Here is a 25,571-nt window from a genome sequence, read left to right on the forward strand (position 1 = left end):
GACCGGTGCCGCTCCTGCGGCCCCGCCCCGGCCGGGACCGCGTTCGTCCGCGGCGCCGCCGACCCCGAACGGCTCGACCACCACCCAGCGCGCCGACGTCCTCGGCGCGCTCGGCGTTCTCCAGGCCGCCACCGCCGACCGTACGGCCGTCCGTATGTCGATCAGATCTTCGCCCGCATGGGCTAGCCTGCCCCCGGCGCCGCAGCTCGCGGCGCGAGAGGGGGAAACCGATGTCCCGCACGACCACCCGCCGCACCGCCGCGACGCTCACCGCGGCCGCCGCGGCCCTGCTCGCCCTGACCGGCGCAGCCGCCACGGCCGCCGCAGCCGACACCCCGCCGTCCGGCACCGAGGCGACCATCACCGTCGGCGCCCGCAACGCCGCACCGGTGGTCAGCCCCGACGGCGCCACGGCCTACGTCGCCGTGACCGAGGCCGACAACACCTCCACGGTGAAGACGGTGGACACCCAGTCCGGCGCCGTCACCGGGCGGTTGGCCCTCGGCGCCCTCCAGTGGAGCGCCCACCCGGCGCTCAGCGCGGACGGCTCGCGCCTGTACGTGCTCGACGGCCAGCGCCTCAGCGTGGTGGACACCACCACCCTGACCCTGCTCGCCACCCTTGCTCTGCCCGACCAGCCCCGCCCGGCCGGCTGGACCCCGGGCTCGACCTCCGGACTGGCCTTCAGCCCGGACGGATCCACCCTGTACGTCTCCCAGAACGGGGCGACCGCCTACCGGCAGAACGGCCAGAGCCGGATTTTGGCCTTCGCCACCGCGCAGCAGGCCTTCACCACCTCGGTCCAGATCCCGGCCCCCTACGTCGGCGCCCCCGCGGCCCGACCGGGCACCGGCGACGTGTACGTCGGCACCAGCCAGGGCGTGGTGCACGTGACCACGGCCGCCACCACGCCCACCGTGGCCGGCACCGTCCGGGGCACCGCCACCAACCTGGACTACAACCTGGCGTTCACTCCCGACGGCAAGCGCCTGTTCGGCCTCGCCGAACTCGGCACCGGCGCGAGCACCCTCATCGACCCGGCCACCGACACCGTGACCACCACCTTCCAACCCGCGGGCAGCGGTGACCAGCTGGAGCACCCGCAGGTCAGCGCCGACGGCAGCCGGCTCTACCTCACCGACAGCAACTACGGTGCCGGCACCGCCTCGGTGCTCGCCCTCGACACCGCCACCGGCGCCCCCGTCCCCGCGGAGAGCGCCGGCGACCTCGACGAGACCGACCTCACCGGCCTGGCCCTGGGCCCCGACGGCCACACCTTCTACGTCGGCGGCACCGCCGGACAGAGCGCCAACCTCCAGATCATCGCCCACTGACGCCCGCACGACGGCCCCCGCCCACCGAGCGGGCGGGGGCGCTGCCGCGACTATGGACAGCGGCACTTGACATCCTCCTCCGGCTGGAGCCGGAGGATTCCAACCCTCGCGGGTCGGGCTTTCTGCTTCACGGCCGGTTGCCGACCTGGGGTTGCCGGCGGAGGGACGGTGTGCCGCCCATCGGTCTTACACCAGCTCCACAGACCTCGCCGATCGGGCATCAGAGATGCTACCGCCCGTGCCGAGGTGGCTACGGTTGGCTATGGGCGACGGTCCGCCTGGACGGCGAATCGTCGTCACCTGTCCCGCTCCGCAGGAGGACCGTTTCCTCCCCCACAAGCGGGGGGACCCCCACCCCCGGCTGAAGCCGGCGGTATCCACGGAGGTATCAGATGAACGCCCCGTTCCCCCCGCACCGGCCCGGCGCCGCACGCACCGCGCTCTTCGAGACGGTGACCGCGGTCGGCGACGAAGCCGTCGCCCTGCTCGCCGGCTGCCGCGGCGACACCTCGATACCCGGATCCGAGTGGACGGTCGCCGAGGCCGCCGCCCACCTGGCGATGGCCAACGAGCTGATGGCCGCACTGGCCGCCGGCGAGGAACGCCCGTACGGGGACGGCACTCCGGGCTCGCTGGCCGCGGCCAACGCCGCCGCACTGGCCGAGCGGCCCGAACGGGACCCGGCCGTCCTCGCCGCGCAGATCGCCCGGCAGGCACGGCAGTTCACGGCGGCAGCCGCCCCGCGGACCGGCACCGATCCGGTGGCGACCCCGCTCGGCGAGATGGACCTGGACACCCTTGGCGCCTACCTGCTGACCCACATGCTGGCCCACCTCTACGACATCGCCCTCGCCCTCCACCGCCCGCACCCGCTCGACCGGCGGCGCGTCGGGCTGACCATGCCGTTCCTGCGCACGGCCATGCCCCGAGTGGTCGACGCCCGCACCGCGGCCGGCCACAGCGCCTGCTACCACCTGCGGGTGCGCGCCCTGGAAGACTTCGCCGTGACCTTCACCGACGGCACCGCCGTCGTCAGCCGGAAGCCACCACGCCGCCCGGACTGCACGATCCTCACCGAGCCGGTCGCGTTCTTCCTCATCGCGCTCGGCCGCCACAGCGCCACCGACGCCCTCCTGCGGGGCAAGGTCCTCGCCTGGGGCCGCCGCCCATGGCTGGCCCCGGCCTTCGCCAGGCTGTTCACCGCCCCCTGAGCACCGCGACCGCTCGCCGCTCCGTCTAGGGTGTCGGTATGCCGCTCGTCGACGTGACCCATGCGCCCACCGTGCCCGAGTCCGATCTGCGCGAACTGGCCTCGGTGCTGCCGCACCTGGTGTCCCTGGCCGTGGAGTGCCCGGAGGAGCCGTACGACGGCGAGTTGCAGCCCGGGGACGTCGAGCTCCGCTTCCGGCCGCTGGGCCCACTGGACCGCAGCGGCCTGACGGTGGTGATCGAGATCAAGTCGAAGTGGTTCGCGAGCAGGGCGGCCGACCGGCAGGAGCGCGTGGACGCGCTCCACGCGAACATCAGCGCCGCGACCGGGCTCGTCGACTTCGGCATCTACCTGTCCCTGCCGATCGCCGCCTGGTCCCAGGGAGACTGACCGTGATCCCGCCGCCCCTGCCCGTCGACCGGCTTGCCTTGGACCTGCTCGATTCCCACCTCGAGGCGCTCTGGCGCGCAACGGACCTCCCGTCCACGGAGGTACCGGCCGGCCTCGCCCCCGACGGCGCGGGCGAACTCGTTCGCTGGGCCCTCGATCGGCTGCGGGCCGTCCCCCGCGAGCCGAGGGACGTCTTCGTCCGCGAGGTCGGCGGCCTGCTCGCGGAGTTCCGCAGCCGTCGCTGTCCCTGGAACGCGGCGGCCCTACGGCTGTTCGAGGACGTCTACGCGTTCGCGGCCACCGGTCCTCGCCGCCACGAGGACTGGGCGCACGACGTCCTCGCCGTGCTGCACCGCGAGGTCGCGGACCCGCGTGGCTGGGTCCGGCTGGACGAGGACCGTGCCAACACCGCGCGCCGCACGGTGCCGGCGTATCCCTTCGGCCCCCCGGCCGCGTCGGAGTTCCCCGAGCGTCTGCACCGCCTGGACGCTCGGGCAGCGGTCACCGCGCTTGCGGTCATGGCCGAGCAGTGGTCGTCGGAACCCTCCCCCGTCCGCTCCCGACCGGACCAGGACGTCCTGCTGGCGGACGCCCGGACCCTGCTCGGCCGGTACGGCCCCACCGCTTCCTACTGGACCAACGCGACGGCCGCCGCCTCGGACCCGGCCACGGACTTCCTCGCGGCGGGGCTCCAGGGCACCCGCTCCCACGGCTTCCTCACCTCCGCGTACCTCAACGGTCTGGACCTCGGACGCGACCTGGGCCTGATCGCGGTGACCGACGACGAGGTGGGTGTCTTCTGGTCGTTCGAGGCCTACTGACGCCGGGCCTGCCGGCCACAGGCAGGACGGGGCACGCCCCGGACACGGCCGCCGTCACCCGGACAAGTGCGGCTAAGCCTCCTCTGACAGGTCGTCGCCGAGCCCGTGGCCGTGGGTGCCGAGCCAGCGCCGGATCGCCTCCGTGTGGCGGACGGCCGTCGCGTGCAGGGCCGGACCGGTCCTCGCGGCGGCGGCCTCGCGACCGATCCGGGCGGCGTCCTGCTCGGCGGCCTCGACGACGGCGCTCGCGATCCAGTCGTCGACGACGCCCTCGTTCTTCCACCGGGCGAGCCGGTTGCGCGCGGCCCGGTACACGGCCAGGGCATCGGCCGCCCTCGTCTGTTGAGCGGCCCGCTCCCAGTACCGCGCGCGGTTGGTGAGGTACGCGTCGATGGCGCTGCGGGCCATGGCGGCGTCCCCTTCGGGATCGTGCTGAGGGCTCGTCATGCCGGAAGGATAAGAGAGCGCCCACCGGTCGGCCCGCCGCCATGCAGGATCCGAGCCCGCCCGGCGAATCCCTGGTGACCTGCGGTGTCGGTCCTCTGACAGTCGTCTGCCGGTGGCATGAAGGCGGCGCCTGACACCGTTCAGGGACGAAAAGCCGCACTCAACACCCAAGGAGGAGGCCGTCCATGGCCAAGGAACAGCACAGGTCCAACAGCGGCAACGCGAAGGCCGGCGGGACGTCGCGGCGCAGCGCGCTGAAGGCGGCCGTGGCCGGGGCGGGGGCGGTCACCGCGCTGGGCGCGGCCGCCTCCACCGCGCACGCGGACGGGCCCGGGCGCGGCGCGCCCACCTTCGTCCTCGTCCACGGCTCGGGGAGCAACTCCTTCTACTGGCAGCCCTTGGTGCGCGAGCTGGGTCTGCGCGGACACCGCGCGATCGCGGTCGACCTGCCCGGGCACGGGCTCGGCGCGTACCTCCCCGCGTCCTACCAGTGCCCGCAGGACCTCGAGCGGCTGCGCACCGAGCCGTCCCCGTTGGCCAAGGTGACGCTGGGCGACTTCGCCGCGCACGTCATCGACGTGGTGCGGCGGGCGCGCCGCAACGGCCCGGTGGTGCTGGTCGGGGAGAGCCTCGGCGGTGCGACCCTCAACGCGGTCGCCAACCGGGTGCCCGAGCTGGTCGCGCACCTGGTGTACACCTCCGCGTTCTGCCCGACCGGGCACCCCTCGGCGCTGCGGCTGATGATGACCCCCGAGGCGGCCACCAGCTCCAGTTTCAAGATCCCCGGGGTCCGGACGCCGCCGGAGCTGGGCGTCAGCCGGGTCAACTGGCGCTCGGGCGACCCCGCGTTCTTCGCGATCGTCAAGGAGGCGATCGCCGCCGACCGGCCGGACGCCGAGGTCCGGGCGCTGATGAACATCCTGGAACCGGACGAGTCGGCGGCGGTCGGCGCGAGCGAGGACGCCCGCGGTCTGCCGGAGAAGTGGGGCCGGGTGCCGCGTACGTTCGTGCGCTACACGCAGGACCGCATCATCCCGCTGCCGCTCCAGGACCTGATGATCCGTGAGGCGGACGACGCCACACCGCACAACCGCTTCCGCGTGCGGTCGCTGAGCGCCCCGCACGCCGGCCCGCGTGACCCGGGACTGCTGGCGCACGAGCTGGAGCTCGTCGCACGGCTGTGCCGCTGAACGGGCCGTGGGCAAGGGCTCCCCGCTGACTCCCCACCCGGCCCAGGGGAGCTCTCCACCCTGAAGGCTGTTCGAGTGACTGGATCGTCACGTTGTGTGCGCGGAAACGCGGCGGTGTGATGCGATGCCCACGTGAAATCCGGGGATCGGGCTCGGAAAGCGACGCCCGCCCCGGATCCGTGGACGATCGAAGGGAAGCCCATGCTGCTCCGCGCGCTGGCCGCGACCGGTGTCGCGACGTCATTGTTCGGCTCGTCGGCCTTCGGCGGCAGCCCGCCCCCGCCGCCGGACCGGATCGTCATCGACAGCGTGGCGGCCACCGGCTCCGGCTGCCCTACGGGGACGGCCTCCGTGGCCGTGTCCCCTGACAACACCGCCTTCACCGTCACCTACAGCAACTACCTAGCCCGGGTGGGGCCCGGGGCGTCGCCGACCGACTTCCAGAAGGACTGCCAGCTCAACCTGAGCGTGCACGTCCCCGGTGGCTTCACCTACGCGATCGTGTCCGCCGGCTACAACGGCTTCGCGTCGCTGGCACCGGGCGCGTCCGGGACCCAGCGGGCCAGTTACCACTTCCAGGGCGACCCCCGCACCACCAACTCGACCCATCACTTCAAGGGCGGGTTCAACAACGACTGGCAGACGAGTGACACTGTGGACGTCGCAGCCCTGGTCTTCGCCCCCTGCGGGGAGGAACGCAGCCTCGACATCGACACCCAACTGCAGGTCGAGCGCGGCACCTCGAGCCCGAACGCCACCAGCCTCATGGAGATGGATTCGACGGACGGCAGGATCAACACCGTGTACCGCCTGGCCTTGAAACAGTGTCATTGACATCCTCCCCGCCCTCAAGGGACGGGGATTCCTCCCGCGCCTGCGGCACGGACACCCGTGCGTGGCAGGTCGCCGAGGCGGGTTCCCCGTTCAACGGGCCGTGTCTGGGGCGGGATCGCCGCACCAGGACTGACCGGCCCTCCAGGGGCGTTTAGCCTGTCCGCCTGCCCGGCGGCCAGGATGTTGCGAGCAGCATTGAGGTCACAGCGCGATCGTCACGGACGACGGATCGGCGGGCAGCGCTCGCGACCACTTCACCCGCACATCGCCGATCTTCGCCAGGTTCAGCTTCCCGTTGGACCGGATACGGAACCCGTTGCGGGTGAACCGCAGGCTCTGCCGAGTGTCGCGTTTCGACTTGAACCGTGGCAGCCCGACCGGCCGCCCCTGCCGCTTGCCGGACACCGCGTCGAAGAAGTTGCGGTAGGCCGTGTCCAGGTCCCGAAGGGACTGGATCAGCGGGTCCACCCCGACCGCGGCCAGCCACGCGCGCTCCGGGGTCTTCTTCGCCGCAGTGATCACAATCTTCTGCAAGTCCGTGGACTTCGGGTACGACTGACCGGCCTTCCGGGCTTCCTTCCGTGCCGACAACGCGTCGTTGTACACCCCCCGCGCGCACCCGAACGTCCGGGCGAGCGCGGTGCGCTGACCTGCCGTCGGGTAGATGCGACAGGAGTACCGAAGGTGCACCAGATCAACCTACCGACAGGCACTGACAACGGCTCACGTCAGAACCTGCGAAGGTCACTCCGCCGCTTCGCGACTCCGAACCAAAGCCCCTCCCCCACCCTCCGGGCGGGGGGACCCCCATCTCCCCGGCCTGAAGGCCGGGGCATCCTGGGAGATCAAAGGTGATCTCCTGGCACCGCGATCGGAGGCCGCGTCCAGGCGGCGGCGGGAACGGTCCGGCGATCACCCGACAGAAGCGGTGCGGAGAACGTCGGGTGACCGGGACCGGCGCCGCCGCACGATGGCGGCATGGACGACACGACCCTGGTATCCCGGTTCCTCCGCGACGGCTTCGTGAAGCTGGAAGGCGCCTTCGCGCCGCGCGTGGCCGCGGACTGCGCCCGGCTGCTGTGGCGGGAGACGGGCTGCGATCCGCACGACCCGTCGACGTGGACGCAGCCCGTGCACCGGGTCGCCGGCATGGCGCAGGGACCGTTCGCCGCCGCACCCAACTCCCCGTCCCTGCACCGCGCGTACGACCTGCTCGTCGGTGCCGGACGCTGGGAGCCGCGCTACCGGGTCTGATCGCAGTGCACCGGGCTTCTGATGCTGTTCCTGTTCAGCGAGGTCGGCGAGGAGGACGCCCCGACCCGGATCCGGGTCGGTTCACACCTCGACGTGCCGAAGGTGCTGGAGAAGCACGGGGAGGACGGCGCGAGCGGGCTGACGCTCGCACCCGACCTGGTGGCGGCCTCCGACCACCGGCCCATCGCCCTCGCCACCGGATCCCCGGGCGACGTCTTCCTGTGCCACCCGTTCCTGGTGCACGCGGCGCAACCGCACCACGGGACCCGGCCGCGCTTCATGGCCCAGCCGCCGCTGATGCCCGCCACGCCGTACGAACTGGAACGGCCCGACGGCGCCTATTCACCCGTGGAGATCGCGGTCCGCCGGGGCCTGGGACAGCACACCCCCGGCCCGGACACGGCCACCTCCCACAGCGCCGGGTAGCCGCTCGGCTCGTCCGCCCGAGGGTGCGCCGGTTGCCGCTGCTCGCCACAGGGACCAGATTGAAAGCGGTGCCGCCCGTGGACCCTCCGCCCGGCGGCCGTGGACGGGACGGCGTGGAGAGGTGGGTGCGGCGATGAGCACGGTGGAGGAGTCGATCGACGTGGACGCGCCGGTCCGCGTCGTCTACGACCAGTGGGCGACCTTCGAGGACTTCCCGCAGTTCATGGAGGGCGTACAGGAGGTCAGACAGCTGGACGACCGCCACGCCCACTGGCGGACGAAGATCGCCGGACTGTCCCGGGAGTTCGAGACCGAGATCATCGAGCGGGTGCCCGAGGAACGGGTCGCCTGGCGCACCACCGGCGAGAGCGTGAAGCACGCCGGCACGGTCGACTTCGAACCCCTCGGCGCGGCCCGGACCCGGGTACGGATGACCATGGCCTTCCAACCCACCGGCCTGGCCGAGAAGGCCGCCGACAAGCTCGGCGTGCTCGACCTCCAAGTACGGGGCGACCTGCGCCGCTTCAAACGGTTCATCGAGGACCGCTACGCCTGAACCGGGCCCCGATCGGCGCCCGAGGGCAGCTGACGACGGCGAAACGTCCCCCCACGCCCCCCGAGCACAGAACCCGCCCCGGGAGGCCGACTCCACCGGCCTCCCGGGGCCCCGGCAGCCGCGAGTTCGAATCCGCCCTCGCCCACCGACCGCTGCGCACCGCCGACACCTCGCCCACGGCCCCGGGCTGCACCGCTCCCACGAGGACGCCGACGGCGCGCTCCAGGTGCTGCTGGACGCTCTCGGACCCGGGCAGGACGCGGTGGTGTTCACCGGCGGCCCGGACACCGGCTTCCACTACCGCGACGACAGTCGGCCCGCCTGAAGCAGGCCCGCCGCCCAACGACCGCCCCGGGCGGCCACAACCCCTTCGCCTTCCAGCGGCGTTCGATGCGTCGCCGCGCCGTCAGCCCAGGTCGAGGGCGTTCGGCAGGCCCCGGCGGTAGCGGGCCTCGTCCTGCTGTTGGAGGGCGGCCAGTTCCGGCGGCTGGTACAGCGGCCACACCGTGCAGCGCGGGGCCGGCGAACCGTCGGCGTCGAGCAGGGCGTTGACCGCTCGGCGGGCGGATTCGTTGGCGCCCTCCATGGTGGCCAGGTCGATGTCGGTGGCGACGTAGTCACCGGCCAGGAAGAGGTTGGGCACGGCCGTCGCGGCGGACGGACGGTCGTACAAGGTGCCCGCCGGGTGGATGAGCAGCTGCTCGCGGTTGGCCGGGTCCGGGCCGCCGAGGCCGGTGACGGCCGGGTCGATGAACCAGGTGTGCAGGTCCGCGTCGTCCAGGACGCGCCGGCCGCCGCCGTTGAGGGAGTCCTTGAGCTGGGCCCAGGTCTCGCGCACCACCTCCTCGCGGGTGCACTTGAGCGCGGGCTTGCCGTAGACGATCCCCGGGGCGTCCCACTGCGAGACGATCGCCGAGAGGCAGTCGGCCACCTGCCCGTCGCCGTAGTCCCGGCGGAAGTCCCGGTCGGGCCAGAACTGGGCCTGGCCGACGCAGGTGACGGCCCAGGGCGAGTCGACCAGGTCGACGTGGCCGTGCACGATCGGGGTGCGACCGCGCAGGTAGAACTGCACGCCGACCATCCAGTCGGTCCGCAGCCGGTCGCAGCGCGCGAGTTGCGGGTCGGCGGCGCGCAGTCCGGGGCCCCAGGTGGCGCGGGCGTGTTCGACCGGCATCGCGCTGACGTAGTGGTCGGCGAGAACGGGGCTGTCCACGTCCCGCAGCCGCACGCCGGTGATCCGGCCGTCCCGGTACAGCAGCTCCTGGACCTCGGCGCCGAGTTCGAACCGGACGCCGAGGGAGCGCAGTCGGGCCTCCCAGGGGCCGATCCAGGCCTCGCTGGTCGGGGCGTTGAGGACGCGGTCCGGCTCGCCGTCGTTGCCCCGGCCCAGGACGTTGTAGACGAACGCCTGGAGGATCCGGGCGACGGTGCGGGTGCTGGCCTCCTCGGCCTTGGTGGCGACGATGTTGCGGGTGATGCCGATGCCGAGCAGCCGCTGGTAGTCGTACGACATCTCGCCGGCCCGGATGAACCGCCACCACGGGACGCGCTCCCACTGCTCGTGGCGGCGTGGTTCGCAGCTGGTGAAGTGGACCAGCAGCCGGTTGGCGAAGTACGCCACCTCGGTGGCCGGCAGGTGCAGGGCGGTGTCCAGCAGACCCGTCAGCGTCTGGAGCAGGGCGTCGGGCAGCAGCTCGCCGAGCAGCGGGGGAGCGGTCACGGTACGGAACGGCAGCCGCAGGGCCGGTCGTCCGCCGACGCGGGGGAACAGCTCCTCGGTGGCGTTCACCAGGTTGTCGTGGACGGTGCGGCCGACCGGCCCGGTGGGCAGCGGGATCCGGCGCAGGGTGTCGGGCAGGTTCCGGTAGAAGCCGGGGAAGAAGCGGAAGCCGTGTTCGCCGGGCAGTGGTCGCCGCCCGCCCCGGGCGGTGCCGGGCACGTCCGTGCTGCGGGCCTTGCCGCCCAGCACCTCGTTGCGCTCGTAGACCGTCACCAGGTAGCCGCGCTCGGCCAGTTCCTGCGCCGCGCTCAGACCGGCGACCCCGCCGCCGAGCACGGCGACCCGCCCTCCCGCTCGCCCGTCCTGTCGGTGGGGCCGCTGCGCCGCCCGCGCCGGCCCGGCGTCGGCCAGGCCGAGACCGGCGGCCGCCCCGGCCGCCGTGGTGAGCAGGGCGCGCCGGGTGTGTGCGGCTGTTGTGATCGTTCGCATGCCCCGTCAACGAGCCTGCGCGATCGGCAGGCACGGTCAGGGCCGCCGCGAGGGGCCGAGCAGGATCCCCCTCCCTTCAGGAGGGGGAGGATGTCAAGCCCTCCAGCACACCTCGGCCCACCGCATGACGCCGGCAGCGCCGAGCGGGCCGCCGCTACTCACTGTCTCCGTCACCGCGCAGCGCCCATCCGGCGACCGCGCCGCCGTACACCGTGAAGCCGACGCCGGTCAGCCAGGACTGGACCACCAGGACAGTCCCGACCGTCCCGTACGAGACGGCGTTGGAGATCAGCAGCGGCGCGAAGACCAGGCGGGAGAAGAACCGCAAACCGACCAGTGCGGCCATGGTGAAGACCGCGCCCGGAAGCAGGTCCCGCCACGGGACCCGGCCGCCGAGCAGGAGATGCGGGAGCCACCAGAACAGCAGCAGGCCGCCGATCAGCGTCGCGAGGATCCGCAGGACGGGCTGGGCGGCCGTGTGATGCCATGGCACGCCGCTCCAGGCGGCGATGACGAGGTACGCGGTCACTCCGCCCAGTGCCACCGCCTGTCGCCACATCTGGTGCCACCCACCGGCGCGAAGCCGCCAGATCCGCTCATAGACGGCCTGGAGCGCACTGGTGAGGGAGATCCCGAACGCGGCGGCGGCGGCGAGGCCGAAGGCGGTGGCGGTGCTGAGGATCCGCCCGCGAGAGCTGAACAGCATGCCGGCCGCCTGGCTGCCGCGCGGCGACAGTCCGAGGCCGTCGGTGATCCAGTCCGCGATGCCGTTGCCGCGGGCCGGGGAAGCCGCGGCGATCACCATGAGCAGCGGCACCAGGGTCAGGAAGAACAGCGCGGCGAACGCCAGTGACCGGTGCAGCAACTCGATCTCCCGGCCGCGCCGCCAGGCCCTCCCGGACACCTCTCTCAGCTCTCTCAGCCGACGCCCGCTCAGCGGAGCACCCGATCCACGCCGGCCACGCCGCCTTCGCCCGCGCGGTGCGCGGCCGCCATCGTCCCCAGTGGACGGATTCTCGGCCGACTGCCCGTGATCCATCGCTCATCCCGGAAAGATCCGGCCGCGCCGTCGGCCACTCTCGACGCCGCGTTCCTCGATGACCCCCTTGAAGCCCTTCAGGCCGCCCTTCACCCGCCGATCGGGCACGCCCAGCACATCGACGTCGAACGACTCGGTCATCATGCCCATCGGGACACCTCCATCATCGGAACCGCGCTCCGCCCCGAACCGGCGCCGGAAGCACGACCACGACCAAAACCGCCATGACGATGTCCCTTCCCGCCGGTGGCGTCTGCCCTGTTCCGGGAGAGCGACACACCCGCCCGTCAGACCGCCCGATTTTCGTCAATCTGTCGGAACCAGGAACCGGCCGTCACGCCCCGCGCAGCGTTGCCGCGCAAAGCGTGGCGGGGAATCTCCCCCGTCGGTGGTCGGCCTTCCGAGCGGGATGGAGGTCTGCGAGGGGGTGGTGGTGACGCTCGGGGAGAAGGTGAAGCTGATGGTGACCGCGGGCGTGCCGGTCGGATTGGCCACGGTGGAGAAGTTGGCGGCGTTGGCGGTGATGAAGCTCGATCCGCCGCCACCGCCGGAGCCGGTGTTGTTGCCGGTGCCGCCACCGCCGCCGCCCCAGAATCCGGCGCCGCCACCGCCGCCGCCGGACGGGAAGCCGAAGTTGCCCCCGTCGCCGCCGACGCCCGGTGTTCCGTTGCCTCCGGGGGTCCCACCGCTGCTGCTGCCGCCGCCGATTCCGCCGCTGGTGCACGTCCCCCCGGTGCCGCCACCGGCACCGCCGACGCCCATGGCGTCGCCGCCGGGGTTGCAGAGGTTGGGGCCGGTGCCGCCATCGGCTCCCGGCCGCAGCGGCAGGTTGGTGCCGCCGCCGCCACCGCCGCCACCGCCGGCCACCAGCAGCCGCGGGTCCGTCAGAGGATCACCGGTCAGCACACAACTGGCGGAGGGCGCCGAGCAGGTGCGGATGTCCGACGCCCCGCCGCCCGCGCCACCGCGGGCGCTGCCGCCGAGGCCGCCGCCCGTTCCGACCTCGACGAACAGGGTGCTGCCGGGCGTGACCGGCAAGTCCGCGGTGACTCTCGCCCCGGCGCCGCCGACGCTGTCCGTGTCGGCGCCCTTGGCGCCGTCAACGACCACGTGGATGCTGGTCACTCCGGTGGGAACGGTGAAACTGTCCTCGCCCACCGCCGTGTAGGTGCAGGTGGGGGCGAGGTGGTGAAGGCGCCGCCGTTGCACGGCGGACCGGCCGCGTACGCGGTCTGGGTGGAGAACCCCACCGTGGCGAGCGCCAGGCTCGCGGTCAGCGCGAAGACACGTGACCACCGGTGGTGTCGCTCGAACAGTGCCAGGCCGCTCCGACCCGCTTCCGGCTCGGCATCCACCACGTGACGCATCAATCCTCTTGAGGAGTGCAGCTCTTCGCAGAGCCGGGAGACCCGATCCGGTCACGCGTGCCGCGGTCACTCACGGCGGTTGAAGGCGACGCCCTCCGATCCGCTGTGATCGAACTGCGGGAGAAACAACCCCGACCGGACGCATTCGGGACTGCCCACTCCGGGGACACCACGCCACCGGGGCCGGACGGGTCGACGACGGGCGACCACTCCGAAGACCTGCGAGGGCGCGCCCGGCATTCGGTTCGGCCCCCGGTGGTCCGGCCGCCCCTGCCGGTGTACTGTCGCATCGACATGAACCGGGGACTATTCCCCGTTTCTTGCGCGTCCGAGAGGACGAACGCCGCGATGGAGCACATGAGCGCCAGGAAGGCGAGCATGCCGATGTCGGCGGCGCCGGGCATGCGCCAGTCGCGGACCTCGAACGGGCTGGGCAGGACGGAGCCGAGTGCGCCGGCCACGGTCTGGTAGTAGGTGCTGGTCAGCGGGGAGTGCCCCAAGCTCGTGCGGCGGGCGACGACGTTGCAGGCGGCCCAGGCGACCCCGGCGGCCAGCAGGATGACGTCCCCCAGCAGCCGCTGACCGCCGCCGGTGCTCGCGCTGTGCCGTACCCGCCATGAGGTCCCGTCAGGCCATCGGCGGCACCGGCGGGTTCGCGCCGCGGCGGCCCGTGTTCGGTCAGGTGACCCGCGTCACGCTCGGCTCCTGTCAGCAATCGGGGCGCCGTCTCGTCCAAGGGGCAAACGAGACGGGAGCAACGCCATGAAGCACCACATCGTCGTACTCGGCGCCGGATACGCCGGGGCCTTCGCCGCCGGAAACCTCGCCCGCCGGCTCTCACCCGCCGACACCGAGATCACCGTCGTCGACGCCGAGCCCGACTTCGTCGAGCGGATGCGACTCCACCAACTCGCGATCGGCCAGGACCTCGCGTTCCGCAGGCTCGCCGACGTCTTCGCGGGCACCGGGGTGCGGCTGCGCCTGGCGCGCGTCACCGGCGTCGACCCCGAGCGCAGGACCGTCGCCGTGACCGGCGAGGACGGCGGCGGCGAACTCGCCTACGACACGCTCCTCTACGCGCTCGGCAGCTCGGTCGCCCACCACGGCGTCCCCGGCGTGGCCGAGTACGCCTTCGACGTGACGGGCCGGTCCTCGGCGCTGCGGTTGCGCGAGCGCCTGGCCGACCTGGGCGAGGGCGGCACCGTGCTGGTCGTCGGTGAGGGGCTGACCGGCATCGAGACCGCCACCGAGTTCGCCGAGTCCCGGCCGGACCTGTCGATCGCGCTCGCCGCCCGCGGCGAGCCGGGCGCCTGGCTCTCCCCGAAGGCCCGCCGCCACCTGTGCCGGGCCTTCGCCCGACTCGGCATCACCGTCCACGAGCACACCGGCATCGAAGCCGTCGAGCCGACACGGGCGATCGCCGTCGACGGCACGTCCATCCCGGCCGACGTGACCGTGTGGGCGGCCGGGTTCGCCGTGCACCCCATCGCGGCCGCCAGTGGCCTCGAGGTCGCCGCGACCGGCCAGATCGTCGTCGACCGCACCATGCGCTCGGTCTCCCACCCCGACGTCTACGCCGCCGGTGACTGCGCCTACGCGATCGGCGAGAACGGCCGGCCGCTGCCGATGTCCTGTGCCTCGGCCGGGTACACCAACATGCAGGCGACCGCCGCGATCATCGCGCGTCTGACGGACAGCAGGATCCCGACCATCGGGCTGAAGTACCACGGCAACCACATCAGTCTCGGGCGGCGGGACGCGATCTTCCAGATGGTGGACGGCGACGCACGGTCGAAGTCCTGGTACCTGGGCGGCCGGAGCGCCGCGTGGCTCAAGTCGGGTGTGCTCAAGGGCGCCGGATGGAGCATCGCCCACCCCACCTTCGGCCTGCCCAAGCGCAAGCGCCGCCTGGTCACCACGCCCGACCGAGCCGGCGCGCAGGTCGCCGCCGCCTAGGCTGCTGCGCATGGACAGCGCAGCCATCGACCGGTTCGAGGCCAGCCGAGGCCGGCTGGCCTCGCTCGCGTACCGTCTGCTCGGCTCGGCCGCCGACGCCGAGGACGCCGTCCAGGACACCTTCCTGCGCTGGCAGGCCGCCGACCGGGAACGCATCGAAGTGCCGCAGGCATGGCTGACCAAGGTCGTCACCAACCTCTGCCTCGACCGGCTCCGCTCGGCCCAGGCACGCCATGAACGCGCCGCCGGAGACTGGCTGCCCGAGCCGCTCCTCGAGGGCGACCCGATGCTCGGCCCCGCCGAGACCTTCGAGCAGCGCGAATCGGTGTCCCTGGCCGTCCTGACCCTCATGGAGCGCCTCTCGCCCATCGAGCGGGCCGCCTACGTCCTGCGCGAGGCCTTCTCGTACCCGCACGCCGAGATCGCCGGGATCCTCGGCATCACCGAGTCCGCGAGCCAACAGCACGTCCACCGGGCCCGACGCCGGATCGCCGCAGAGCGCCGCGGCGGCGACGAGGCGGACCCCGCGTCCGCACGCCGGATCGTCGAGGAGTTCCTCGCCGCCGCCGCGTCCGGGCGCACCGAACGGCTGGTGGCGCTGCTCACCGATGACGTGACGGCGATCTCGGACGGCTACGGACTGGCCAGGCGGCTGCTGCGGTTCACGACGCGCGAGCGCATCGCCTCCTACGTGCGGGGCGGCTTCACGCCCACAGCGGCCAAGCGGCGGATGGCCGGCGGTTCCCCCGCGTTCCACGTCGCGCTGGTCAACGGCTCCCCGGCCGTCCTCGCCGTGGTCAACGACCGAATCGTGGGCATCGTGGCATTCGAGGTCAGCGACGACAGGATCGCGTCCCTGCGCGGCATCGCCACCACGGATCGGCTCGCGCGACTCAACGAGGCCTGGCAGCAGCAGGGAACCGACGCGCCGGTCCTCCACGCATGGTGACCAGAACCACCCGCCCCCCACCCGGCACAGCACCACGGGGGCGAAACACGCCCCCTGCCAGCGCTCTCGGGGGAGGGCCTCAGTAGTACGTGCGTTCCCAGACAGGGGGTTCATACGGCTCCCCGCATCCGCACTCCCCGCACACCCGGTCCAGATGGAGATGCCGCGCGTGCTCGCACAGCAGGCACGGCTCCGGCCCCGGCTTCACCGGCTCCTCCTCCGGCCGGAACCCCTCGCACGGACACCCCACCGCGCAGCGTCCCCGGTAGAACTCATGCCCCTGCCGGGAATGCCCGCATCCCTCGCAAGCAGTCCTTCCCCAGCTGTACACCGCCATGTCGCCCTCCCACGGTGTCGGTTCCCCAGTCCTGCGGGGGCACTCCCAGCCTGCGGCGGGAACCGCGGAGCGTCAACGCCGCGTGGGCAAACCGGGGCGTCGTGGTGAGCGGGCACGGCGCCCCTGCCACCGGGGATGCACAGGCGGGTTGGTCGCGGTCGGCCACCGCGCCGGTACTGAGGGCCTGGTCCTACGGTGGTAGTAGGGGCCGTCACCGTGAGCGGCGGGGCCTCGATCCTCCAGTCCGCGCGATTTGCGGGAGGTGCCAGATGTCATCGGACACCGCACTTCTGAGCCGGATAGACCACCTCGTGGTCCTCATGTTGGAAAACCGCTCCTTCGACAACATGCTCGGATTCCTCTACACCGACCAGGGCAACCATCCGTCCGGCCGGCCCTTCGAAGGCCTGACCGGCGCGGAGTCCAACCCGGACGGGAACGGCGGCAAAGTCACCGTCTTCCCGATCGACCACACCAAATCAGGCGCGTACTTCATGCCCGGCTCCGTCCCCGGGGAGGAGTACCACAGAGTCAACAACCAGCTGTTCGGTTCGCAACAGGTGCCCACCCCTGCCCCCGAAGCGACCAACGAGGGCTTCGTCACCGACTTCGCGCAGATCTTCCCGACCAGGCAAGGCAACTCCCCGGACGTCACCGCGAGCGACATCATGGGCTGCTTCCCCCCGGAAGCGCTGCCCGTGCTGTCCGGACTGGCCCGGGGCTACGCGGTGTGCGACCACTGGTACTGCTCGGTGCCGACCCAGACCCTGCCCAACCGGGGCTTCGCCCTCGCCGGGACCAGCCTGGGCCTGGTGAGCGACAGGGCATGCCAGAACCAGGCGAAGACCGACAAGGTCATGTTCAACACGGACAGCATCTTCGGCCGACTCACCCACCAGGGCATCGGCTGGGTCATCTACGGCTACAACCTTCCACCGTTGACCAAGGCCAACTTCCCCGACACCCGAGGGGCCGGTGACCAGCACTTCGGCCAGTTCATCGACTTCAAACACGCCGCCGCCACCGAAGGCTCCCTGCCCGCGTTCACCTTCCTGGAACCCGCCTGGAAACACGACGGGAACAGCCAACACCCCAACGATGACGTCGCATCGGGCGAACAGTTGATCCTCGACGTGTACAACGCGCTGCGCACCGGGCCGGATTGGGCCAAGACCTTGCTGGTGATCACCTATGACGAGCACGGCGGCTGCTACGACCACGTGCCGCCGCCCGCCGGCGCGGCACCGCCCGATCAAAAGGCCGGAGAGGCCGGCTTCGACTTCACCAGATTCGGGGTGCGGGTACCCACGGTGCTGGTTTCCCCGCTCATCGCTCGCGGCACCGTCTTCAACGTGCCCGGTGACAGCGTGCCACTGGACCACACCTCAGTGCTCAAAACGATCCAGCAGCGGTGGGGCGTGCTTCCGCTCACCGCCCGGGACGAAGCGGCCCCCGGCATCGGAGGGGTCCTGACCCTGGACGAGCCCCGCGATGACAATCCGCTGGACGGTGTCATCGTCCCCGTCGCCAAGGGCGAAAACCCCGCCCGGGCCGTGACCTCCCACCTCGAAACCGTCTACAACGACCTTGTCGCCGAGCACGTCCTCCCGAGCGCCTGAGACGCGCTCGACTGCTGACAGCGGTTGCATCAATGTGCTTCTGAACGGCCAACAGGGCCTACTGGTAGCTCCAGGTCCCGACGAAGACCCGAGGTCCACCAGAGGCCCTGTCCTACGGCCTCTTACCCCATCTGCCAGCGACGCGAAAGGTCGTTGTCGCAGCTGTACTGAACGAGGGTGACGTTGTTGTCGGCGGAGACCCCTCCGGCGACGGTCGCGCACTTGCCCGTCTTCGCGTTGACGAACTGGTAGGAGCTGCCGTTCCAGTTGCTGAGGCGCCAGCGGCGCGAAAGGTCGTTGTCGCAGTTGTACTGAACGAGGGTGACGTTGTTGTCCGTGGAGACCCCTCCGGCGACGGTCGCGCACTTGCCCGTCTTCGCGTTGACGAGCTGGAAGGTGTTGTTGCTCCAGTTGCTCAGATACCAGTGCCGCGAGGAGTCGCTGTCGCAGTTGTACTGAACGAGGGTGACGTTGTTGTCGGCGGAGACCCCTCCGGCGACGGTCGCGCACTTGCCCGTCGCCATGTTGACGACGTGGAAGCCGGTCTGTGCAACCGCGGGGCCGGGGAACAGCATCACGCTCCCGGCCACAAGAGCCGACGCCGTCAGGAGACGTGCCAGAGTGTTCTTGATCATCTGGTACCTCCGAGGAGATCCCCGGCTTCAGCCGGGGGTGGGGGTCCCCCCGCTTGCGGGGGAGAATCGGGTTTCCTACGGAGCAGGTCAGGAACCGGCGTTTCGCCGTCAAGGCGGACCGCCGCCATCGCCGACCGCGAGGTATCCGTAGCGTGATGGATTGATGACGCCTGGTCAGCGATAACCAAGCTGGCCGGGTCTACCGCCGGGCTGGCGGGAAGTCAGGTCTGTGGAGCTGATGTAAGACCGATGGGCGGTACACCGTCCCTTCGCTGGTGACCCCAGGTCGGCAACCGGCTGTGAAGCAGAAAGCCCGACCCGCGAGGATTGGAATCCTCCGGCTTCAGCCGGAGGAGGAGGTCAAGAGAGTGCTCCTCTCGCGATTCCGGGAGGGGTGGAGACGGTCCCACGTGCAGCCCGCACTGCCGGTGTCGACCACGAAGGGTTGCCGGTGCAGGGGAGGGGCGGACACCGCCGCGATCGGAGCGGATCCGCCAGCCGTGTTCGCCGCCTCGGTGGCGGTGCGAAGTGGCTCCTTACCAGGGGCCCTGCCATTGTCGCCAGACCAGGAAAACCAACGGCACAAGGCCGGCTGGTGGCTCGGCCCACACCCCGGCGCGCGCCATACGGCCACCGTGTCCACTATCGAGTGCCGCAACCGGCCCCGCAACCGGGGAGTTTCGCCTCGGCGCGGTGGGCTCGGGGCCGCCGGTCAGTCCGCCCGCCCGGGACATGGGCCGCCCCGGCCGCAAACTCCCCGCCGCAGATCAGGGACGGTGAGTCCCCGCCCGGTGTGGTCCGTTCGGGTGGCGGCCGGGTTCGGCGCCGTGGTTGGCCGGGCAGAGCCTTCGGCATGACGACTCCTCCCACCCACTCCCGCCGCCGTCGCCGACGTGCGTCCGCACCGACCGCCCCCACTCCTGCCGCCGCCGCCCGTGCCGCGCGGCCGCCGGCTCCCGCACAGCCGGGCGGCGGCTGCTGCCAGACCTGGTCCAGCGAGCACATCACCCCGGGCGGCATGGTCGTGCGCACCACCTGGCACGAGCCCGCCTGCACCACCTGGGGCCGACCATGACCCCCGTCGCGCCGGGAACCGGCGCCCCGTTCGCCCCCGGCGCCACGGTCGTGCGCCGCGACATCCACCTCGACAAGGTGTGGTCCGCCCAGCCCCACCGGGCGATCTCCGACACCGGCACCCTGCTCGAGCTCGGCTACTGGCCGGGGATCAGCGCCCTCGCCCCGACCACCTGGACGACGGCGCTGCGCACCGGCGACGACACCTCCCGCAAGAACGGCCTGGCCAACCTCGCCGCCGGTACCTGGGAGCTGGAGCCGTGGGCCTGGCGGCACACCGTCCTGCGCTCCCGCTTCGAGACGGGCGAGTGGTTCTCCCTACACCACTTCCAGACCACGGCGGGCGAGCCGCTGCGCCTGTACGTCAACTTCGAGCGCCCGGCCGTGCGGACGCGGATCGGGATCGACACCCTGGACCTGCTCGTCGACCTGGTGGTCGAGCCCGACCTGTCCTCGGCGAAGTGGAAGGACGAGGACGAGTACGCGCACGGCCGCCGCCTCGGCTTCATCACCGACGACGACCACCGCCTGGTCGAGCAGGCCCGCGAGCGCGCCCTCGGCCTCCTCCAGGACCGCGCCGGCCCGTTCGCCGCCCCATGGCCCACCTGGACACCGGACCCGGCCTGGCCACTGCCCGTCCTGCCAGACGATGCCGGCCGGCTTCGCCGGTAGACCGGCACCAGCCGCCGGCCCTGGGGCTTCGACCACGAACACCTCATGAGTCCGTGGGCCAGGAGGGACAGCCCATCAGTGTGGCCCGGTGCCGCCGCGCGGAGAAGGATCGGATTTGACGATCGATCACGCCGCGAGTGACCGTTGCGACAACCCGTTCACCAGCTCCTGGACGCCGGGGCCCCGCTGCCGGAGCAGCTGCGGGACCGGTTCCGCCGGGTGTGCGGCCGCGAGCCGCACCACGGCTACGGCAGCACGGAGGCCTGCGGGGGGTCGCCGTCGACGGCGTCGTGCTGCCCGGGATCGAAACCCGGTTCGTCGACGGCGAGATCCAGCTGCGGATGCCCGGCGCCGTCGGCTGGCAGGCCACCGGCGACCTCGGCCGGGAGGAGAACGGCCGACTGGTGGTCACCGGGCGGGCGAGCGAGATCATCATCCGGGGAGGGGAGAACATGGGATCGTCCCCGACGTCGCGCGGCTCCTGAACGCCCCCGACTGCGCCGATCTCCGGAGGCTGGGCCGTCCGGCTGGTCGACGGCGCGGCACGCGGCGATGCGGCCGGAGCAGCGGGCTAGGGTCGGCGGGGGCCGGTCCGCCGCACCACGGGAGAACGATGCCGAGGGTCCACAGCCTCCGAACACGGTGGGCGAGCGCCGCCGCCGGGCTGGCCGTGGTCGCGTCCACCCTGGCCGGATGCGGGAACAGCGGGCAGAACGGCCCGGTGACGCTGAACTGGTACAACTTCCCGGACGATTCGGGCGCACTCCAGCAAGCCGCCGACCACTGCGGGCAGCAGTCCGGCGGGCGCTACACCATCCGCTACAACAAGCTGCCCCGCGGCGCGGACGGCCAACGCCAGCAACTGGTGCGCCGGATGGCCGCCCACGACGCCGACGTGGACATCCTCGGCCTGGACGTCACCTGGCCCGCCGAGTTCGCCGAGGCCGGATGGATCCGGGAGTGGACCGGACAGCTGCACGACCGGGGCACCGCCGACACGCTCGACGCGGCGGTGCGCACCGCGACCTGGCAGGGCCGGCTGTACGCGACGCCGTACAACTCGAACACCCAACTGCTCTGGTACCGCGACGACCTGGTCCGAACCCCGCCCAGGACCTGGGCCGAGATGCTGGCCACGGCGCAGGACCTGGCCCGTGCGGGCAAACCGCACTACGTGGAGGTCCAAGGCGCCCAGTACGAGGGACTGACGGTCTGGTTCAACACCCTGGTCACCAGCGCCGGAGGTGCCATCCTCACCCCCGACGCCCAGGCCCCCTCGCTCGGGCCGCCCGCCGTCGCGGCCGCCAAGGTCATGCACGACCTGGCGACCTCCGCGGCCGCCGACCCCTCGCTGCCGAACCAGATGGAGGACCAGAACCGGCTCGCCATGGAGTCCGGCACGGCCGCCTTCGAACTCAACTACCCCTTCGTCTACCCCTCGATGAAAGCCAACCAGCCCGAACTGTTCCCGCACTTCCACTGGGCGCCCTACCCCGCCGTGACGCCCGACCGCCCCGCCGGCGTGACCATCGGCGGGATCGACCTCGCGGTGGGCGCCTACAGCCGGCACGCCGACCTCGCCTTCGCGGCCACCCTGTGCCTGCGCAGCCGGGACAACCAGCTCACCAACGCGCTGAAGGGCGGCCTCCCGCCGTCGCTGCGCAGCCTGTACCAGGACGCGGAACTCACCCGGAGCTACCCCTTCGCCGCCGACGTGCTCGCCGCCCTCGACACCGCGAGCGTCCGGCCGCAGACCCCCGCCTACCAGAACGTGTCCATCGCCGTCTCCCACACCCTCTCCCCGCCCGCCGGCATCCGCCCGGAGAACGACGTGGCCGACCTCCACCGGCAGATCCAGGACGCCCTCGGCTCGAAGGGGCTGATCCCGTGACACCACCCACCCGAACCCGCGACGACGCCGTCCGGAAACCGGTCGGGCCCTCCCGGGGCGCCCGCGAGGAACGCAGGCTCGGCCTGCTGCTCTGCGCGCCCGCGGTCGTCGTCATACTGGCGGTCACCGCCTACCCGATCGGCTACGCCGGCTACCTCTCGCTGCAGCGCTACGACCTGAGATTCCCCGACCAGGCGCACTGGGTCGGGCTCGCCAACTACGGCGCGGTGCTGACCTCCCCCATCTGGTGGCAGGCGCTCGGCATCACCGTACTGATCACCGTCGTGTCGGTGGCCGTCGAGCTGGCCCTCGGACTCGCCCTCGCCCTGGTGATGCAGCGCGCCCTCCTCGGCCGCGGCATCGTCCGCACCGCGGTCCTGGTCCCGTACGGGATCGTGACCGTGGTCGCGGCCTACTCCTGGCAGTACGCCTGGACACCAGGCACCGGCTACCTGGCCGCGCTGCTGCCCGCGGGCAGCGCCCCGCTGACCGAACAGTGGCCCGCCATCGGTCTGATCATCCTCGCCGAGGTGTGGAAGACCACCCCGTTCATGGCCCTGCTCCTGCTCGCGGGCCTCGCCCTGGTGCCCGACGAGACCGTCCGGGCGGCGATGGTGGACGGCGCGACCTTCGGACAGCGACTGCGCCTGGTGATCCTGCCGCTGATGAAACCGGCGATCCTGGTCGCCCTGCTCTTCCGCACCCTGGACGCCTTCCGGATCTTCGACGACATCTACGTGCTGACCGGCGGCTCCCACGGCACCGGCTCGGTCTCGATCCTCGGCTACGACAACCTCTTCACCGCGCTCAACCTCGGCATCGGCTCGGCGATCTCCGTGCTGATCTTCGTCTGCGTGGCGCTCATCGCCCTGGTCTTCGTCAAGCTGTTCGGCACGGCGGCGCCCGGCACCGAACCGGAGCACCGATGAGCACCCGCCGCACCCGGACCCTGGCGGGCTGGACGATCGCCGACCTGGCGGTCGTCCTCTACGCGCTCTTCCCGGTGTGGTGGATCGTGGCGCTCTCCTTCAAGGACCCCGCCACCCTCACCGACGGCGACTTCGTGCCGCGCAGGTGGACCTGGGCCAACTACCGCGGCATCTTCGAGACCTCGGAGTTCACCCGGGCCCTGGTGAACTCGATCGGGATCGCGGTGATCTCCACCACCATCGCCGTCGTGCTGGGCACCATGGCGGCCTACGCGGTCGCCCGGCTGCGCTTCCCCGGCAAACGGCTGCTGATCGGGATCTCCCTGCTGATCGCGATGTTCCCACCGATCTCGCTGGTCTCACCGCTGTTCGACATCGAGCGGGCGCTCGGCCTCTTCGACACCTGGGCCGGACTGGTCATCCCGTACATGACCTTCTCGCTCCCGCTGGCGATCTACACGCTCTCGGCGTTCTTCCGCGAGATCCCCTGGGACCTGGAGAAGGCGGCCAAGGTCGACGGCGCCACGCCGTGGCAGGCGTTCCGGCTGGTCATCGCCCCACTGGCGGCACCAGGCGTGCTCACCACCGCCATCCTGGTCTTCATCTTCTGCTGGAACGACTTCCTGTTCGCCATCTCGCTGACCTCCACCACCGCCGCCCGGACGGTACCGGCCGCCATCGCCTTCTTCACCGGCAGCTCCCAGTTCGAGCAGCCGACCGGCTCGATCGCGGCCGCCGCCGTGATCATCACGATCCCGATCGTGATCTTCGTACTGCTGTTCCAGCGCCGCATCGTCGCCGGCCTCACCGCCGGCGCAGTCAAAGGTTGAGACCGCCCCACCCGGCGGACCAGGAAGGCGGACCGTGGCCGAGATCGTCCTCGACGGCATCACCAAGCGCTACCCCGACGGCGCCCTCGCCGTCCACGACGTCAACCTCACCATCGCCGACGGCGAGTTCGTGATCCTGGTGGGTCCGTCCGGCTGCGGCAAGTCCACCACGCTCAACATGATCGCCGGCCTGGAGGACATCACTGACGGCACCCTGCGCATCGCCGGGCAGGTCGTCAACGACCGCGCGCCCAAGGACCGCGACATCGCGATGGTCTTCCAGAGCTACGCCCTCTACCCGCACATGAGCGTGCGCGACAACATGGGCTTCGCGCTGCGCCTGGCCAGGACGGACAAGGCGACCATCGCCGCCAAGGTCGAGGAGGCCGCCCGCATCCTGGACCTGACCCAGCACCTCGACCGCAAACCCGCCAACCTCTCCGGCGGGCAGCGCCAGCGGGTCGCGATGGGGCGCGCGATCGTCCGCGAGCCCAAGGCGTTCCTGATGGACGAGCCGCTCTCCAACCTCGACGCCAAGCTCAGGGTCCAGATGCGCACCCAGATCGCCGCACTCCAGCGCCGCCTGGGCACCACCACCGTCTACGTCACCCACGACCAGGTCGAGGCGATGACGCTCGGCGACCGGGTGGTCGTCATGCGGGCGGGCGTCGTCCAGCAGGTCGGCTCGCCGCAGCACCTGTACGACGAGCCGGTGAACCTCTTCGTCGGCGGGTTCATCGGCTCGCCCGGCATGAACTTCCTCGGGGCCGCACTGGAGCAGGACACCCTGCGCACCTCGCTGGGCGCGCTGCCGCTGGACGACCGCACCCGGCGCGCCCTGGAACGCGCGGACGCTCCGCGCGAGCTGATCGTCGGCATCCGCCCCGAGGACTTCGAGGACGCCTCCCTGGTCGAGCACGGCGGCGGGGTCACCTGCACCGTCACCGTCGACGTCAGGGAATCCGTGGGCTCGGACGTCTACGTCCACTTCACGCCGCAGGGCGCACCGGCGCCGACGGCGGGTCCCGCCGAGCTCGCCGAACTCGCCGAACTCGCCGCTGACTCGGGCCGGGCCGACACGGGCATGAGGGAGCAGCGCGTTGTGGCGCGGCTCGACACCGCCACCCGCGCCACCGAGGGCGGCCCGTTGGAGCTCCGGGTCGACACGGCCCGGATCCACGTCTTCGACCCCCGGAACGGGGCCAACCTGACTCACCCGCAACGCTCGGCGGGGTAGGGCGCCCATGCCCCGGCGGTCTCGACGGCAGCCGCCTCGTGGTGACTCAGCGTGCTGGCCTCCCGGCCGGTCGGTGATGTCGCCGGGGGCCGTGGGGTGAGTGCGCTCACATGGGAATCGGGTGCACGACGACGGATAGTAGTGTCCGTTTTGCGCCCTTTTGCGACTATTTGTCTAGCGCTTGGAAGGTGTCTGCGCAGGCCGGAAGGGGTGGGCGGAGATGGACACGCTCCGGCGGCCCGCCTTTCGAGGCGGCGCCGGCCCCGTCGGCTACGACCGCGGATCGTAACGAGGGGTCTTGGCCGCCGCCGATCCGGTCTGGCACCTTGGCATTCGTCGTCGGCCGCACCGGCTCCTGTCCCGCC

General features: G+C 71.8%; 25 protein-coding genes and 1 pseudogene. 18 read left to right on the forward strand and 8 right to left on the reverse strand.

The window, feature by feature from the left end; all coding sequences use genetic code 11:
* The first annotated feature begins 230 nt into the window (after positions 1-230).
* The 4 genes from ACWCYO_RS07585 to ACWCYO_RS07600 all read left to right on the forward strand — a co-directional run bounded on the left by ACWCYO_RS07585 (position 231) and on the right by ACWCYO_RS07600 (position 3,755).
* On the forward strand, positions 231-1,334 hold the full coding sequence (locus ACWCYO_RS07585) for a YncE family protein (RefSeq protein WP_449783706.1): 1,104 nt from the start codon (positions 231-233) through the stop codon (positions 1,332-1,334).
* Positions 1,335-1,726: 392 nt separating this feature from the next.
* Entirely contained in the window at positions 1,727-2,545 is an 819-nt protein-coding gene (locus ACWCYO_RS07590; RefSeq protein WP_270150325.1) for a maleylpyruvate isomerase family mycothiol-dependent enzyme, read from the forward strand.
* A 38-nt stretch (positions 2,546-2,583) separates the two neighbouring features.
* Positions 2,584-2,934, forward strand: a complete 351-nt coding sequence (locus tag ACWCYO_RS07595) for a hypothetical protein (protein ID WP_270150327.1) — start codon at positions 2,584-2,586, stop codon at positions 2,932-2,934.
* Between the two features lie 2 nt (positions 2,935-2,936).
* The gene (locus ACWCYO_RS07600) at positions 2,937-3,755 is read left to right on the forward strand and encodes a hypothetical protein (protein WP_449783707.1); all 819 of its coding nucleotides are present in this window, start codon (positions 2,937-2,939) and stop codon (positions 3,753-3,755) included.
* A 72-nt stretch (positions 3,756-3,827) separates the two neighbouring features.
* Here the strand turns inward: ACWCYO_RS07600 and ACWCYO_RS07605 are convergent, their stop codons facing one another.
* Positions 3,828-4,202 (reverse strand): hypothetical protein, encoded by a 375-nt coding sequence (locus ACWCYO_RS07605; protein ID WP_270150329.1) that lies wholly within the window; start codon positions 4,200-4,202, stop codon positions 3,828-3,830.
* A gap of 185 nt (positions 4,203-4,387) precedes the next feature.
* Here ACWCYO_RS07605 and ACWCYO_RS07610 point away from each other — a divergent pair, with 185 nt between their 5' ends.
* A complete protein-coding gene (locus ACWCYO_RS07610; protein WP_449783708.1) occupies positions 4,388-5,392 on the forward strand; it encodes an alpha/beta fold hydrolase in 1,005 nt (334 codons plus the stop codon).
* Positions 5,393-5,593: 201 nt separating this feature from the next.
* Entirely contained in the window at positions 5,594-6,226 is a 633-nt protein-coding gene (locus tag ACWCYO_RS07615) for a DUF4360 domain-containing protein (protein WP_270150332.1), read from the forward strand.
* A 201-nt stretch (positions 6,227-6,427) separates the two neighbouring features.
* Here ACWCYO_RS07615 and ACWCYO_RS07620 read toward each other — a convergent pair whose 3' ends face one another.
* Entirely contained in the window at positions 6,428-6,916 is a 489-nt protein-coding gene (locus ACWCYO_RS07620) for an RNA-guided endonuclease InsQ/TnpB family protein (RefSeq protein WP_449783709.1), read from the reverse strand.
* A gap of 288 nt (positions 6,917-7,204) precedes the next feature.
* Between ACWCYO_RS07620 and ACWCYO_RS07625 the strand changes: the two are divergent.
* Positions 7,205-7,906 (forward strand): annotated as a pseudogene (locus ACWCYO_RS07625) (phytanoyl-CoA dioxygenase family protein).
* A 133-nt stretch (positions 7,907-8,039) separates the two neighbouring features.
* Entirely contained in the window at positions 8,040-8,462 is a 423-nt protein-coding gene (locus ACWCYO_RS07630; protein ID WP_270150335.1) for an SRPBCC family protein, read from the forward strand.
* A gap of 406 nt (positions 8,463-8,868) precedes the next feature.
* Here ACWCYO_RS07630 and ACWCYO_RS07635 read toward each other — a convergent pair whose 3' ends face one another.
* The 5 genes from ACWCYO_RS07635 to ACWCYO_RS07655 all read right to left on the reverse strand — a co-directional run bounded on the left by ACWCYO_RS07635 (position 8,869) and on the right by ACWCYO_RS07655 (position 13,652).
* Positions 8,869-10,671: a hydroxysqualene dehydroxylase gene (locus ACWCYO_RS07635; protein ID WP_449783710.1), complete on the reverse strand. Its 1,803-nt coding sequence runs from the start codon at positions 10,669-10,671 to the stop codon at positions 8,869-8,871.
* Between the two features lie 154 nt (positions 10,672-10,825).
* Entirely contained in the window at positions 10,826-11,575 is a 750-nt protein-coding gene (locus tag ACWCYO_RS07640) for a ribonuclease BN (RefSeq protein ID WP_449783711.1), read from the reverse strand.
* A gap of 138 nt (positions 11,576-11,713) precedes the next feature.
* Entirely contained in the window at positions 11,714-11,860 is a 147-nt protein-coding gene (locus ACWCYO_RS07645) for a hypothetical protein (RefSeq protein ID WP_449783712.1), read from the reverse strand.
* A gap of 156 nt (positions 11,861-12,016) precedes the next feature.
* Entirely contained in the window at positions 12,017-12,835 is an 819-nt protein-coding gene (locus ACWCYO_RS07650; protein WP_449783713.1) for a glycine-rich protein, read from the reverse strand.
* 241 nt (positions 12,836-13,076) lie between these two features.
* Positions 13,077-13,652 (reverse strand): EamA family transporter, encoded by a 576-nt coding sequence (locus ACWCYO_RS07655; RefSeq protein ID WP_449783719.1) that lies wholly within the window; start codon positions 13,650-13,652, stop codon positions 13,077-13,079.
* Positions 13,653-13,839: 187 nt separating this feature from the next.
* Between ACWCYO_RS07655 and ACWCYO_RS07660 the strand changes: the two genes are divergently transcribed.
* From ACWCYO_RS07660 to ACWCYO_RS07670, 3 genes are all read left to right on the forward strand, one after another.
* Positions 13,840-15,033: an NAD(P)/FAD-dependent oxidoreductase gene (locus tag ACWCYO_RS07660; protein ID WP_270150340.1), complete on the forward strand. Its 1,194-nt coding sequence runs from the start codon at positions 13,840-13,842 to the stop codon at positions 15,031-15,033.
* 10 nt (positions 15,034-15,043) lie between these two features.
* The gene (locus ACWCYO_RS07665) at positions 15,044-15,982 is read left to right on the forward strand and encodes a sigma-70 family RNA polymerase sigma factor (protein ID WP_270150341.1); all 939 of its coding nucleotides are present in this window, start codon (positions 15,044-15,046) and stop codon (positions 15,980-15,982) included.
* A gap of 606 nt (positions 15,983-16,588) precedes the next feature.
* Positions 16,589-17,938 carry an alkaline phosphatase family protein gene (locus ACWCYO_RS07670; RefSeq protein ID WP_270150342.1) on the forward strand — a complete coding sequence of 450 codons (1,350 nt, stop codon included), beginning with the start codon at positions 16,589-16,591 and terminating at the stop codon, positions 17,936-17,938.
* Positions 17,939-18,060: 122 nt separating this feature from the next.
* Here the strand turns inward: ACWCYO_RS07670 and ACWCYO_RS07675 are convergent, their stop codons facing one another.
* Positions 18,061-18,573 carry an RICIN domain-containing protein gene (locus ACWCYO_RS07675; protein WP_270150344.1) on the reverse strand — a complete coding sequence of 171 codons (513 nt, stop codon included), beginning with the start codon at positions 18,571-18,573 and terminating at the stop codon, positions 18,061-18,063.
* A gap of 853 nt (positions 18,574-19,426) precedes the next feature.
* Here ACWCYO_RS07675 and ACWCYO_RS07680 point away from each other — a divergent pair.
* The 7 genes from ACWCYO_RS07680 (at position 19,427) to ACWCYO_RS07710 (ending at position 25,206) form a co-directional block, all read left to right on the forward strand.
* The gene (locus tag ACWCYO_RS07680) at positions 19,427-19,648 is read left to right on the forward strand and encodes a hypothetical protein (protein ID WP_270150346.1); all 222 of its coding nucleotides are present in this window, start codon (positions 19,427-19,429) and stop codon (positions 19,646-19,648) included.
* Positions 19,645-20,319 carry a DUF402 domain-containing protein gene (locus ACWCYO_RS07685; RefSeq protein WP_449783714.1) on the forward strand — a complete coding sequence of 225 codons (675 nt, stop codon included), beginning with the start codon at positions 19,645-19,647 and terminating at the stop codon, positions 20,317-20,319. Before ACWCYO_RS07680 ends, ACWCYO_RS07685 begins: the two co-directional genes overlap by 4 nt.
* A 290-nt stretch (positions 20,320-20,609) precedes the next feature.
* Entirely contained in the window at positions 20,610-20,804 is a 195-nt protein-coding gene (locus ACWCYO_RS07690) for a hypothetical protein (RefSeq protein WP_270150348.1), read from the forward strand.
* A 128-nt stretch (positions 20,805-20,932) separates the two neighbouring features.
* The gene (locus ACWCYO_RS07695) at positions 20,933-22,210 is read left to right on the forward strand and encodes an ABC transporter substrate-binding protein (protein WP_449783715.1); all 1,278 of its coding nucleotides are present in this window, start codon (positions 20,933-20,935) and stop codon (positions 22,208-22,210) included.
* Positions 22,207-23,139 (forward strand): carbohydrate ABC transporter permease, encoded by a 933-nt coding sequence (locus ACWCYO_RS07700; RefSeq protein WP_449783716.1) that lies wholly within the window; start codon positions 22,207-22,209, stop codon positions 23,137-23,139. Before ACWCYO_RS07695 ends, ACWCYO_RS07700 begins: the two co-directional genes overlap by 4 nt.
* Positions 23,136-23,969: a carbohydrate ABC transporter permease gene (locus tag ACWCYO_RS07705; RefSeq protein WP_270150353.1), complete on the forward strand. Its 834-nt coding sequence runs from the start codon at positions 23,136-23,138 to the stop codon at positions 23,967-23,969. Before ACWCYO_RS07700 ends, ACWCYO_RS07705 begins: the two co-directional genes overlap by 4 nt.
* 34 nt (positions 23,970-24,003) lie before the next feature.
* Positions 24,004-25,206 (forward strand): ABC transporter ATP-binding protein, encoded by a 1,203-nt coding sequence (locus ACWCYO_RS07710; protein WP_449783717.1) that lies wholly within the window; start codon positions 24,004-24,006, stop codon positions 25,204-25,206.
* Positions 25,207-25,571 lie beyond the last annotated feature (365 nt).

Source organism: Kitasatospora sp. NPDC001683, assembly GCF_053596495.1.